The sequence below is a fragment of the Acinetobacter lwoffii genome (assembly GCF_024129735.1).
Taxonomy (GTDB): Bacteria; Pseudomonadota; Gammaproteobacteria; order Pseudomonadales; family Moraxellaceae; genus Acinetobacter; species Acinetobacter lwoffii_H.
In genome coordinates this window covers 1-11,621 of the sequence record NZ_JAMXXK010000072.1, presented here as the reverse complement: position 1 = coordinate 11,621, position 11,621 = coordinate 1, and the positions used below count along the sequence as shown (strand labels likewise).

The window sequence follows — 11,621 nt, the reverse complement described above, 5'->3', positions numbered from 1 at the left end:
TAGAGGAATAGCTACTCGATATGACAAGCTCAAAAGAAATTATCAAAGTTCTGTTGCTTTAGCCTGTATATTTTTATGGCTACCTTTATAGCGTTAATTATGAACAGTAAATGTCAACAGACCCTAGTCGAAGCTCAGAATTAAGCTAAAGGCCTTTTTTCAGATGCAGAATCCTTTATCTGATCCTAGACAGTATTGTGGACATTCGATCCCTCTAAATTCTTACAATATTTTTGTTCAAAGGCTTCAGGACTTAACCAGCCATTTGCAGAATGTATTCTGATTCGATTGTAATAAATCTCGATATAGTCAAACAAGACAGCATTCGCTTCTTTTCGAGTGGCAAACACACTGCCATGGATTACATGACCTTTCAATGTATGAAAGAAGCTTTCAGTCACTGCATTGTCCCAACATGAGCAGTGTACTGCGCAAGACTGCGTGACATACTTTGAATACAGTTATTCGTCAATAATAGCGCTCTAAAAGCACGACTACAGTACTGACTGCCTTGGTCAGAATGAACCATAACTCCTGTTGAATAAGCTTTTCATGCGCCAAGGTTGGTCCGAAACCATGCAGTTGATCAGAAACAATATTGAGGCACTTGAGTCTGAGTTCTTCAGAAAGCCTGGAATTGCTGGTTTGGCCACGACCCGTATGGGCTATAATGCAGCTGGACCTTGAACTTTGTATTTCTGCAGTAAGCGTCTGACCTGACATTCTGAAATATGAAGTAGAAGTAGCTGAGCAGCCTGGGATTGAGTTATGCGTTGATCGCAGATTTCCTGCAAAACCGACAATCGTTTAAGTTCTTTATCCGACATAGACACCAACATATCAAACCGTCCGCTAAGGAAATTGCAAAAGTGCACATTCTAAAAGCGGACATTTCTATTTTGGGCTTACAATTTGTGTTAAAACCCATTCAAAATGTCTATATTCTCACCAATAAAAATGTCTAGTTTATGATGGTTTTCACCATCATGGACTGGATATGAAATATAGATGCTGATCACTATGTCTGACAAAGAAATTCAACGTCTTGCTGTTCTGCAAGACGTTCGAGATCATCGTATTACACAAGTCCGTGCTGCTGAAATCCTTAATCTTTCAACCCGTCAAATTACCCGGTTATTACAGAAGCTCAATCAAGATGGTGTTTCAAGTATGTCGCATGCCAGTCGTGGTCAACCGGGCCATCATCGCCATGACGATTTATTAAAATCAAAATTTCTTTCCATTATTTCTGAACATCTGCTGGGATTTGGACCTACCTTGGCCCATGAGAAGCTCAGCAGCATGTTTGACCTGAATATCCCGGTAGAAACGCTTCGGCGCTGGATGACTGCAAATGACCTCTGGATTCCACGATCCAAGCGCCTTAAACGTCCATATCAGCCACGTTATAACCGGGATTGCTTCGGTGAGCTAATCCAGATTGACGGCTCATATCATGACTGGTTTGAAGGACGCGCTGCTAAGTGCTGCTTGCTGGTTTATATCGATGATGCCACTGGAAAGCTGTTGCATCTGCGCTTCTGTGAGGCGGAAACGACCTTCGACTATATGCTTTCAACCCGAGCCTACATTGAACAATACGGTAAGCCTCTGGCCTTTTATAGCGATAAACATTCGGTCTTCCGAGTGAACCAGAAATCGAGCCAGGACAGCAAAATCACGCAATTTGGCCGGATTCTGAATGAGTTAAAGATTGATATTATCTTTGCCAACTCACCACAGGCTAAAGGTCGCGTAGAACGCGCGAATAGAACCCTTCAAGACCGTTTGATCAAGGAGATGCGTCTGGAAGGCATCAGTTCGATTGCTGAGGCCAATGCATGGTTGCCCTGCTTTATTGAGCAGTTCAACCAGAAGTTTGCCAAGTGTGCGCGAAATTCAAAGAACTTACATCGTCCTCTAACTGAATCTGATGCTGAGTTGGAGGATATATTCACCTGGCAGGAAACGCGTAAGGTCACGAAGAACCTCACCATCACGTATGACAAGTGTATTTATCTGCTTGAACCGACAGAGCTAAATCATAAGCTTGTTGAGCAATACATTTCATTTCTGGAGTACCCGGATGGCACTGTGGCGATCATGCATGATGGCCGAAAGATCAATTACAGCCTCTTCGATAAATTAAGTCAGCTGAATCAGCGAGAGATTGTTGAGAATAAACGGTTGGGTGCTGTTCTGAATCATATCCAACAACAGCATGAAGAACTGGAAAAAAAAATAAACGTTCCCGGGCCAAGAAAAGTATGCCGAGTCGTAAAGCTCAGAAAGCTGTTATTGAACAAAGAAATTTAAATCCTGTGCTTGACTCTTGCAGTTAAAAACAGGAGATTTTAAATGGTTTATCGCATAGACACTTTAAATGGGTTCTAACATAATGGATGTTCGTATAGATTAATTGCATATTGTATTCGATCAAATACAATATAGTGAGAAGATAAGGAATCCTCATGCTTGAAATTATACGTCTTCCAGAATTTGATGAATGGTTGGATGGCATTAAAGACAATATGACTCGTATTCACTTGAATCGTGGATTAGATAAGGTTCAACGTGGAAATTGGGGGAGACATCAAACCTCTCCAAGATGGCGGTTGGGAAATGAGAGAATTCTTCGGTTCTGGGTGGAGGATGTATTACATCCAACATGGTGACGTAGTGATTGTAATGCTTGGTGGAGGAGATAAATCAACTCAGCAACAAGACATCGATCGTGCAGTCAAACTATCGAAAACATTGGAGGATTAAAATGGTTAGAGTCGCTGATTTACCAAGTTTTGATATGGCTGAGTCACTCAAAACTGAAGAAGATATTGTGATGTATCTCAACATGGTTCTTGAAGAGAATGATCCAGCTGAATTAGCTCATGCTCTTGGTGTTATTGCTAAAGCTCGTGGCATGACTCAAATCGCTAAAGAAGCAGGAATTGGGCGTGAGGCACTCTACAAAGCCCTACGTCATGATTCAGCACCACGTTTTGATACGATTAATCGTGTAGTGAATGCTTTAGGCTTAAAACTCAAAGTACAACACGCCTAAGACTTTAAAAAATATAGTAAAAATGGGAGCTAAAGGCTCCCATTTTTAGATTCGTATAACGTGTATTATGTTAATTTTAGAAAATCTGTTTTAGTTTGTACCTTTTCAAAATTATGTAAAAAGCAAATAAAACACTTATCCAGAACAAATAATCAAAAATAAAATATAAGAAGATAAATTGATCTATTCCTATAATAATATTTAAAGGATCTAGCGCTATACTCCCACCTGGAGATACTTCACCATCTACTAAAAACTGTAAGGGAAATCCTCCTCCAATGACTTTAACTTTTCCAAGCTTGTCTACAACTATACGATCCACTAATGTATATTTCTGATAAAACAAAGATAAATAAGTAAAAATAAAAGATAAGCAATTGAAGTATAAAAAATTTTTCATAATTTCCTCTCATATATCTACTAATTTTAACAATTTTTAATCAGAGCCTTTTGGAATAATTTGCTTTAATTTCTCTATTAATTTCTAAAAAAATTCCTTTAATATGAAAAGATTAGAATTTATTTTATTAAGTTTACTTGCAGCCTGCAGTCCAGTTACAGAAAAAATTGAATCAAATATAGTTGTTCCACGTATTCAATATACGGGGGGAGCAGATAATGCAAGTTATAGTGAAGCTAAGCTTATTAGGGAAGGTAAATGCCTATACCTAGAACATGCTGATGGCTCTAAAGTTCTGCCAATTTTTGCTACAAAAACTCTAGATTGGGATACGGAAACTAAGAGCCTAAAAGTAGATTCGGATACTTATTTTTTAGGTGATAAAGCAGCATATGGAGGCGGAGAATCCTATCCTCTAGAAAAAAATAATTATTCTTGGATAACTGAAGTAGATCATAGCTGTGATACCTCAAAAGTTATAGTTATTAATCGACTCATAAGACCAATTGAAGAACTACCAAAATGAAGAATAGCCTATTTTACTGTCTTACATTAGTTCTACTTATAGGATGCCAGCCATTTGAAAAAGATGGATATATTTTTATTAAAAATCAGACTGATTATCCAATTACAGACCTTAAAGTAACTTATATTAGTGCTCAAAAAACTTATAGCTTAGGTACTCTTTATCCTTATTCAGAATATAAATACGCCATCAATTACGAGCGGCACAATGAGGATTCAATAATCTTTTCATATTTAGATAAAAATCATAAAGAGATTAATCAAGAAGTAGCTACGTATGCAGCCAAATATGATAGGAAAAGTTATGAAATAGTTATTCAATAGAATATAAATTACAATTACTAATTGAACGAAAAAACTTCAATTTGAAATTTCAAAAACTTGATTTTCCCACTAAACAACTATCCATTTAACATAGTGGTTGTTATACGAACTATCTTTGTAATGCATATTGCATTACAATATTCTCATGCATTCAATAAATGGGAAAATGATGGCTACTGTTAATTTCAGGGTCGATGAAGCCCTTAAAGAAAAGTCTTATTCCATCCTAAAAGAACAAGGAATTGCACCTACTGAGTTCTTTACTAATATTCTTGAATATATTGCTACGACTGGAAAGCTTCCAGTACAAAAAGCTTTACTCTCAGAGGAAGATGCTGATTTATTAGCTCTTGTTCGCAAACGTGTTAATGATCCTAAAGAGATGTTCGAGGAAGTCACATTAGATGACTTATAAGCTTTTACGTCATAAGGACTTCACTGCAGAATGGGAAAAGCTTCCTAGTGCTATACGAGATCAATTCAAGAAAAAATTAGCTAAGGTAATAGAGCAACCACATATTCCAAAGAATATGCTTAAAGGTGATCTTGCAGGCTGCTATAAAATAAAATTATTAAAAGCTGGTGTCCGACTTGTTTACCAGGTCAAAGATGATCAGGTAGTTATTTTGCTAATTACCGTTGGAAAACGAGCTGATAGCATTGTTTATGATGAAGCAAAAAAGCGGATAAAAGACTAAAAATGGGAGCTGCATGCCCCCATTTTTGGCTTCGTATAACGTGTATTATGTTAATTTTAGAAAATATTAAGTATGTGGAAAATATATAAAGAAGAAAATTCTGATCTTGGATTTGCTATTGGGTGTCTATTTTCAGAAGCAATTAATCTAAATGAGTTTAGACAGTGGATTGAGCTTTGTATTAACGATTTAAATCAAGATGAAATACCACTTTATATGTTTGATCTTATAGATTTCGAGGACTCATTAGCGAAGATTCATTCAGTTATTGGATTTGTACCAAGCTCTAGGCTATCAAAAACAGAAAAAATAGCGTTAGAAGGCATTTCTTATCTAAGGGGAATAGATATTTTTGACCCTATTTCTACGCAAGAACAATCCATTGAATACCTAAAGAACAACCCACATGTCTCAGAAAAATTTAAGCGCACTTTTCCTTTTATAAATTTTATTTAACATAATGGTACTTATACGAAGCTAAAAATGGGAGCTATTGCTCCCATTTCATTTTTAAGAATGATTCTTTAAATCTTCCAACATTGCTTCACGCAGAATTTTGTTCATACGTGTTTGATAGCCTTTCCCTTGTGCTTTTAACCATGCCAGTACATCAGCATCTAAGCGAACAGAAGTCTGTTGCTTCACTGGACGATAAAATTGCCCATGACGAACTGCCTTACTCCAGTCGGTGATTTCAGGAATATCAGACAGATCTAATTGATCATCAGATACAGTTCCCTTAGCAAGGAGACGTTTAATTTCAGCATTTTGCTTGTCGCTGAAATTTTCATTCAGCTCTTTGCGTGTATATCTAACCATGCTCATATTGATTTCGCTCCGCCTTAGTTACCTGTCTTGCACTAATGATTCGTATGATTTCACAGTCATCTTCATCAAAGATGGTGTGGGCTACTAGTAGCATTAGTACACCTTTTACTTTTCCAATGGTTTGCCAACGTTCTTCACCATCGGTATGTCTGTCTTGAATTGAGATCCTTAGCGGATCTTCAAAAATAAGGCTTGCTGTTTCGAAAGAGACATCGTGCTTTTGCTGATTCTTTCGATTCTTTGCCTCATCCCATTCGAAATACTGTTCCATAAAAAACATTCAAATTTGTATATACAATAATGTATCACATATTTGTATCACTCAAGGTAATAAGTGTAATTTTCAGTCAAAATTATTGGCAAGAACTATCAAAACCGCTCATAAAAAATCCGACTTGTTTCCAAGCCGGATTTTTGCTGTTTTTTGAGTTTTCTATTTTAATATAAATAATTGATATTAAATGATTATTACAATCGCGTTTCGTATAAGGTGTATTATGTTAATTTTAGGAAAAATATAAAGTCGTTATAAAATTGATAGCTATTAAATTAATAGATACTGTCAACTTTACTGTATTCAACTACTTTTATTTCATAGCCATAATCTGTTCTATTTTTAAGATTAATCAAAACAAATCTGGTATCTATTGCTTCTAATAGTCTCCAATCAGACTGATCACTTGGATATGACGTTTGCTGATCAAACAATACTATTGGGAGTGTTTTATTATTAATGGCTTTATTTGCATCGTTCATACCACTTCCGAACATACCACCAAAAGCAATAATCGTTAAAAATAGTACTAAAGGGGAGCTAAAGTATTGCTCTATCTGTCCTCCAAATATAGAACTATGTACATAGGAATAATAAAACACACCAAAATAAAGCGGAATTAACTTAGTTGATAAGGCAATTGATGTCTCTCTTCCTATCAGGAATATGGATATTGTTATAAATAGTACGGAAAAAATCAGTAAATATGAGTGACCTACCCATGCAGAAATAGATAAATAAATTAAAGAAATTATGCTCCCAAAAGCGAACAATAAAGTAGTAATTAGAATTGAGTAAAATAAGCTATAAGCGGATATAGAAGGTAATATCCATAAAGCATCAAACGTAGAAAAGTAACCAAACTTATAAGTGCCAGCTAAAGCTATCAATATCAGTGGTATGGCAGCATAAAGCTCAAGAACTTTCTTTAATGAGAAAGAGTTATACAAAATATCCCCTACCTAAAAATGTAAGAATTACATACATCTCAAAAAGACACCGATTTAAGATGTCCTTTTATTTAATAAAAAATTTAAAAGAAATTTTCAGGATATAAGAATGAGGGAATATGTCTTCTAATCAATTGAGCCTGTGCAAGATACCCTCTAGTTTCTAGTTCTAATAAAAACACTGGCCAAGGTGGAATATTACTTTTATAGACATTAATTGAAGATGTAGACATGCCACCTCCTTGAGACGTAGACAGTCCACCATACTGGGACGTGGACAATCCGCCATACTGAGACGTAGACAATCCGCCATACTGAGACGTAGACAATCCGCCATACTGGGACGTAGACAATCCGCCATACTGAGACGTGGACATTCCACCATACTGGGACGTGGACATTCCGCCATACTGAGACGTGGACATTCCACCATATTGAGACGTGGACATTCCGCCATACTGAGATGTAGATAATCCACCATATTGGGAGGTACTTAAATTGCGTGGCCAAGTTCTTAAATTTGGTATTTCTGGTCGTGACATAGCTCTATAACTCTTAGATATTGATAATAAAAAATTTATTAGAGTACATTACTATTTTTAAACCATTTATTGTGTGCTGTTTAAAAAATACACGACAGATTATGTCTCATTAATTAAATTTTATTATCTATTCTTTATCACATTTAACATAATGGCGGTTATACGAAATTCATATTTTAAACACATAAAAATCAAATACTTGTGTTATAGTGATAATGCTCGACGATGTCGAAAAGCTGACTTGGAAACAACTCGGCTTTTTTATGATCGTTTTTGATAGTTCTTGCCAATAATTTTGTTTAAAAAGTAATCAATTTTGAGATTTTTCAAATTTTATCAATGCCTCAATGTCCAAAATTATCCACATTTTTTGTGGATAAAATTTAGGCTATTTTGTACGTTTTGGCTCACATCAATCTCGGCCCTTTGCTGCTATCCGGAATGACTGGAATTTTACTATTATGAACTCATCGGGAACAGGAAGTTCCATATAAGAATAACAATAGATAAGCACAAGGACTGTAAGGTAGGACAGGAGTTATACCGAGCGAACCAATACGAAAAACCCCGGCAGGATGCCGGGGTTTTTTATTGCTTAGAATATCTATAACTGGGTATTGATCTGATAGCGTGTATTACGTCCACCACCTTCTAATTTAACGATACATTCTTTCTCAAGTAAGTCTGATAAGTGGCGAGTAGCCGTTGCCTTACTGACTTTAGCAACCTTTTGATATTGCGAAGCACTAATACCATGTTCAAAGCCATTTTCGCCACCGTCTAATAAACGATGTAGAACTTTACGTTGTTCTTCACCCAGGGCTAAATTTGAATATTTATGCCAAAATTGACTTTTAAACAATGTTCGACTGATCTGCGCTAAGGTTTTTTCAAGGCTTTCATTCAACGTGTCTAGAAACCAAATCAGCCAATCTGTGATATCAGAATCATTTTTTTGAGTTTGTTCTAATATCTCATAGTAACTTTTACGTTTATTTAATATCGCAGTAGACATTGCATACAAACGGATACTTTGCTCATCCATTTGAGCTAGAGCAAGGTCTGTAAGTGTACGTGTAATACGGCCATTACCATCATCAAAAGGATGTAGGGTAACAAACCATAAATGGGTAATGCCTGCACGTAACAGAGGATCAAGCAATGAATCATTCAGACTCTGATTAAACCACGCTATGAAGGTATGTAAGCGTTCTTCTAAGCCTTCTCTTGGCGGTGCTTCAAAATGTACTTTAGGGTAATCCAATCGACCTGAAACGACCTGCATAGGCTCTGATCCCCTCAGTTGACCAATGCGTAAACGTTGCATTGTCCAGTCGGGGTCATTGAAAAGCCAACGATGCCATTGCATGAGGCGCTCAACAGTCAGTGGTTGCTTAACATCGTTCAGCGCATCCAGCATGATATTGGCTAAACCTTCTGATCGATCTGAGCTTGGATAAGGCTGTTCAAGAGTGACACCCAAGCGTTGGGCTAAAGATGATCGCAATGAAAAAACATTGAGGGTTTCATTTTCAATTGCTGATGAAGCAACGAGATTGGCAAGTAGAGTATCTAGAGTGAATTGTTCTTTCGCTAAATCATGCTGACTTTGTCCAAGAAGAATTCCTATTTTTTGATGTATCTGTCTGGTTTTAGGTAAGATAGTTGAATCCTGCCATGTGAAATTTGTCCAGTTTTCTGCTTGCCAAATCCATTTCTGCATTTTCAATCTCTCTCATCTAAAATCTAAGATGAGTTAAATATAGCACAAATTCGACTCATATTGTGAGCCGAATTTGTACTGTTAATTAGCTCATTATTTATCGAGAACAGTTCTACTTGGGGCTTACATTTTGTGTTATTCACCAATTAAAATGTCTATGTGATAAACCATTTAAAATGTCCTGTTTTTAACCACAAGAGTCAAGCACAGGATTTAAATTTCTTTGTTCAATAACAGCTTTCTGAGCTTTACGACTCGGCATACTTTTCTTGAGACGGGAACGTTTATTCTGTTTCTCCAACTCTTCATGTTGTTGCTGGATATGCGCCAGAACTGAGCCTAATCTTTTATTCTCAACCACTTCATTCTGCTGTAGTCCAGCCAGTTTATTGAAGACGCTATAGTTGATCTTCCGTCCTTCATGCATGAGGGCCACAGTGCCATCCGGGTACTCCAGAAATGAAATGTATTGCCCAACAAGCTTATGATTCAGCTCTGTCGGTTCAAGCAGATAAATACACTTGTCATAGGTGATGGTTAGGTTCTTCGTGACGTTACGCGGTTCCTGCCAAGTGAATATATCCTCCAGCTCAGCATCAGATTCCGTTAAAGATCGATGTAAATTCTTCGAGTTTCTCGCACACTTGGCAAACTTCTGATTGAAGTGCTCAATGAAGCAGGGTAGCCATGCATTGGCTTCGGCAATTGAACTGATGCCTTCCAGACGCATCTCCTTGATCAAACGGTCTTGAAGGGTTCTATTCGCGCGTTCTACGCGACCTTTAGCCTGTGGTGAGTTGGCAAAGATAATATCAATATTTAACTCGTTCAGAATCCGCCCAAATTGCGTGATCTGGCTGTCTTTCCTGGATTTCTGATTAACTCTGAATACCGAATGTTTGTCGCTATAAAAGGCCAGAGGTTTGCCGTATTGTTCAATGTAGGCTCGGGTTGAAAGCATATAGTCGAAGGTGGTTTCCGCCTCACAGAAGCGTAGATGCAACAGCTTTCCAGTGGTATCATCGATATACACCAATAAACAGCACTTAGCAGCGCGTCCTTCGAACCAGTCATGATATGAGCCATCAATCTGGATCAGCTCACCGAAGCAATCCCGGTTATAACGTGGCTGATATGGACGTTTAAGGCGCTTGGATCGCGGAATCCAGAGGTCATTGGCCATCATCCAGCGCCGAACCGTTTCTACCGGGATATTCAGGTCAAACATGCTGCTGAGCTTCTCATGCGCCAAGGTAGGTCCAAAGCCCAGCAGATGTTCAGAAATAATGGAAAGACATTTTGATTTTAATAACTCATCATGGCGATGATGGCCAGGTTGACCACGACTAGCATGTGCCAGACCTGAAACACCGTCTTGATTGAGTTTCTGCAATAACCGGGTAATTTGACGAGTGGAAAGATTCAGGATTTCAGCAGCACGGACCTGGATAATACGATGATCTCGAACGTCTTGCAGAACTGCAAGACGTTGAATTTCCTTGTCAGACATAGTGATCAACATCTCTAATTTATATCCAGTCCATGATGGTAAAAACCATCATAAACTAGACATTTTTATTGGTGAGAATATAGACACTTTAAATGGTTTCTAACACACTGATTTCGTATAATATTGATTATGTTAAGCGAAGTATACCAAACAATAACTTCATATATCCCTTACACTCACCTGATTTCAATAAGTTAAAGTACTATCCTTTATTTAGATAAATATGATATGTTGAATTAAATTTTAATTCATAAACTTCATCATGTTTGAACTAAAAACAATTCGATTGACAAAAAAAGGTTCAACTAAAAAACAACTAATATTATTGTTTCACCTCAACTCGTACTGTCCCTGTCTATACCCATTATTGTTCTCAATGAAAGCCTTACGCTTTCAAAGGGCTTTGTTGCACAAAGATTTGAAATGCAAAGCGCCCCTAATTGAGCCAAATTTAAGACGTAACTTGGGTAAGTGGTCGACTTAATTCCGTAAATCTGTTGAGGACTGCTACACGTGCATGAATTTCATTCACTTGGCTATCAAAACTCCTTGCGCTGAGTTTATCTCCTAATAATTTAATGCAGTGCATCTTAGTTTCAACCAACTTCGCCGATGATAGCCTGACCATTTTTTCCATAATGTCCTGCCTAAACGTTTAACTGTTCGAAGTAATTCATTTCGTTCTAGCGAGCTACTCTTTGTATCTTTCCATGGTTTCGCATTTTTTCTAGGTGGAATCACCGCATGCGCTTGCCGATCTGCAATGACCTGACGGCATTGCTTGGT

At 37.3% G+C, this 11,621-nt stretch carries 13 protein-coding genes and 6 pseudogenes; 9 read left to right on the top strand and 10 right to left on the bottom strand.

The genetic code is table 11. From position 1 onward, the window contains the following. Nucleotides 1-91: pseudogene (locus NI469_RS14735) on the top strand (IS5/IS1182 family transposase); the annotation flags it as partial. 94 nt (nucleotides 92-185) lie between these two features. On the opposite strand, the pseudogene NI469_RS14730 reads toward NI469_RS14735, so the two are convergent. Beyond that, nucleotides 186-550: pseudogene (locus tag NI469_RS14730) on the bottom strand (IS3 family transposase); the annotation flags it as partial. Next, nucleotides 544-827: pseudogene (locus NI469_RS14725) on the bottom strand (helix-turn-helix domain-containing protein); the annotation flags it as partial. The pseudogenes NI469_RS14725 and NI469_RS14730, both read right to left, overlap by 7 nt. A 181-nt stretch (nucleotides 828-1,008) precedes the next feature. Here NI469_RS14725 and NI469_RS14720 point away from each other — a divergent pair. From NI469_RS14720 to NI469_RS14710, 3 genes and pseudogenes are all read left to right on the top strand, one after another. After that, nucleotides 1,009-2,342 (top strand): annotated as a pseudogene (locus NI469_RS14720) (ISNCY family transposase). A 129-nt stretch (nucleotides 2,343-2,471) separates the two neighbouring features. After that, nucleotides 2,472-2,769, top strand: a pseudogene (locus NI469_RS14715) (type II toxin-antitoxin system RelE/ParE family toxin). A gap of 1 nt (nucleotide 2,770) precedes the next feature. Then, entirely contained in the window at nucleotides 2,771-3,061 is a 291-nt protein-coding gene (locus NI469_RS14710; protein ID WP_180039173.1) for an addiction module antidote protein, read from the top strand. Nucleotides 3,062-3,137: 76 nt separating this feature from the next. Here the strand turns inward: NI469_RS14710 and NI469_RS14705 are convergent, their stop codons facing one another. After that, nucleotides 3,138-3,461, bottom strand: coding sequence for a hypothetical protein (locus NI469_RS14705; RefSeq protein WP_180009342.1), 324 nt, complete (start codon nucleotides 3,459-3,461; stop codon nucleotides 3,138-3,140). A 103-nt stretch (nucleotides 3,462-3,564) separates the two neighbouring features. Here NI469_RS14705 and NI469_RS14700 point away from each other — a divergent pair, with 103 nt between their 5' ends. The 5 genes from NI469_RS14700 (at nucleotide 3,565) to NI469_RS14680 (ending at nucleotide 5,464) form a co-directional block, all read left to right on the top strand. Then, on the top strand, nucleotides 3,565-3,987 hold the full coding sequence (locus NI469_RS14700) for a hypothetical protein (protein WP_004676061.1): 423 nt from the start codon (nucleotides 3,565-3,567) through the stop codon (nucleotides 3,985-3,987). Then, complete coding sequence (locus NI469_RS14695) at nucleotides 3,984-4,310, top strand: hypothetical protein (protein WP_004797785.1); 327 nt, start codon at nucleotides 3,984-3,986, stop codon at nucleotides 4,308-4,310. The genes NI469_RS14700 and NI469_RS14695 overlap by 4 nt, the downstream gene beginning before the upstream one ends. Nucleotides 4,311-4,479: 169 nt before the next feature. Beyond that, nucleotides 4,480-4,725, top strand: a complete 246-nt coding sequence (locus NI469_RS14690) for a type II toxin-antitoxin system RelB/DinJ family antitoxin (RefSeq protein ID WP_070154357.1) — start codon at nucleotides 4,480-4,482, stop codon at nucleotides 4,723-4,725. Beyond that, nucleotides 4,715-5,008 carry a type II toxin-antitoxin system RelE family toxin gene (locus tag NI469_RS14685; protein ID WP_004733298.1) on the top strand — a complete coding sequence of 98 codons (294 nt, stop codon included), beginning with the start codon at nucleotides 4,715-4,717 and terminating at the stop codon, nucleotides 5,006-5,008. Before NI469_RS14690 ends, NI469_RS14685 begins: the two co-directional genes overlap by 11 nt. Nucleotides 5,009-5,080: 72 nt before the next feature. Continuing rightward, the gene (locus NI469_RS14680; protein ID WP_180039174.1) at nucleotides 5,081-5,464 is read left to right on the top strand and encodes a hypothetical protein; all 384 of its coding nucleotides are present in this window, start codon (nucleotides 5,081-5,083) and stop codon (nucleotides 5,462-5,464) included. A 54-nt stretch (nucleotides 5,465-5,518) separates the two neighbouring features. On the opposite strand, the gene NI469_RS14675 is transcribed toward NI469_RS14680, so the two are convergent. The 7 genes and pseudogenes from NI469_RS14675 to NI469_RS14645 all read right to left on the bottom strand — a co-directional run. After that, nucleotides 5,519-5,833 carry a BrnA antitoxin family protein gene (locus NI469_RS14675; protein ID WP_180039137.1) on the bottom strand — a complete coding sequence of 105 codons (315 nt, stop codon included), beginning with the start codon at nucleotides 5,831-5,833 and terminating at the stop codon, nucleotides 5,519-5,521. Beyond that, on the bottom strand, nucleotides 5,820-6,107 hold the full coding sequence (locus tag NI469_RS14670) for a BrnT family toxin (RefSeq protein WP_180039136.1): 288 nt from the start codon (nucleotides 6,105-6,107) through the stop codon (nucleotides 5,820-5,822). The genes NI469_RS14675 and NI469_RS14670 overlap by 14 nt, the downstream gene beginning before the upstream one ends. Before the next feature lie 278 nt (nucleotides 6,108-6,385). Next, nucleotides 6,386-7,060, bottom strand: a complete 675-nt coding sequence (locus NI469_RS14665; protein ID WP_111885976.1) for a hypothetical protein — start codon at nucleotides 7,058-7,060, stop codon at nucleotides 6,386-6,388. A gap of 169 nt (nucleotides 7,061-7,229) precedes the next feature. Next, nucleotides 7,230-7,541: a hypothetical protein gene (locus tag NI469_RS14660; RefSeq protein WP_162689791.1), complete on the bottom strand. Its 312-nt coding sequence runs from the start codon at nucleotides 7,539-7,541 to the stop codon at nucleotides 7,230-7,232. Between the two features lie 665 nt (nucleotides 7,542-8,206). Then, entirely contained in the window at nucleotides 8,207-9,325 is a 1,119-nt protein-coding gene (locus NI469_RS14655) for a Fic family protein (protein ID WP_180087649.1), read from the bottom strand. 187 nt (nucleotides 9,326-9,512) lie between these two features. Continuing rightward, complete coding sequence (locus tag NI469_RS14650; protein ID WP_253175609.1) at nucleotides 9,513-10,847, bottom strand: ISNCY family transposase; 1,335 nt, start codon at nucleotides 10,845-10,847, stop codon at nucleotides 9,513-9,515. Nucleotides 10,848-11,286: 439 nt separating this feature from the next. After that, a pseudogene (locus tag NI469_RS14645) lies at nucleotides 11,287-11,621 on the bottom strand (transposase); the annotation flags it as partial.

Excerpts from the sequence above, each read along its gene's own strand:
- NI469_RS14675 (WP_180039137.1), bottom strand. The coding sequence starts at position 5,833 with ATGAGCATGGTTAGATATACACGCAAAGAGCTGAATGAAAATTTCAGC.
- NI469_RS14690 (WP_070154357.1), top strand. The coding sequence starts at position 4,480 with ATGGCTACTGTTAATTTCAGGGTCGATGAAGCCCTTAAAGAAAAGTCT.
- NI469_RS14655 (WP_180087649.1), bottom strand. The coding sequence starts at position 9,325 with ATGCAGAAATGGATTTGGCAAGCAGAAAACTGGACAAATTTCACATGG.
- NI469_RS14685 (WP_004733298.1), top strand. The coding sequence starts at position 4,715 with ATGACTTATAAGCTTTTACGTCATAAGGACTTCACTGCAGAATGGGAA.
- NI469_RS14705 (WP_180009342.1), bottom strand. The coding sequence starts at position 3,461 with ATGAAAAATTTTTTATACTTCAATTGCTTATCTTTTATTTTTACTTAT.
- NI469_RS14670 (WP_180039136.1), bottom strand. The coding sequence starts at position 6,107 with ATGGAACAGTATTTCGAATGGGATGAGGCAAAGAATCGAAAGAATCAG.
- NI469_RS14700 (WP_004676061.1), top strand. The coding sequence starts at position 3,565 with ATGAAAAGATTAGAATTTATTTTATTAAGTTTACTTGCAGCCTGCAGT.
- NI469_RS14650 (WP_253175609.1), bottom strand. The coding sequence starts at position 10,847 with ATGTTGATCACTATGTCTGACAAGGAAATTCAACGTCTTGCAGTTCTG.
- NI469_RS14680 (WP_180039174.1), top strand. The coding sequence starts at position 5,081 with ATGTGGAAAATATATAAAGAAGAAAATTCTGATCTTGGATTTGCTATT.
- NI469_RS14660 (WP_162689791.1), bottom strand. The coding sequence starts at position 7,541 with ATGGTGGATTATCTACATCTCAGTATGGCGGAATGTCCACGTCTCAAT.
- NI469_RS14710 (WP_180039173.1), top strand. The coding sequence starts at position 2,771 with ATGGTTAGAGTCGCTGATTTACCAAGTTTTGATATGGCTGAGTCACTC.
- NI469_RS14695 (WP_004797785.1), top strand. The coding sequence starts at position 3,984 with ATGAAGAATAGCCTATTTTACTGTCTTACATTAGTTCTACTTATAGGA.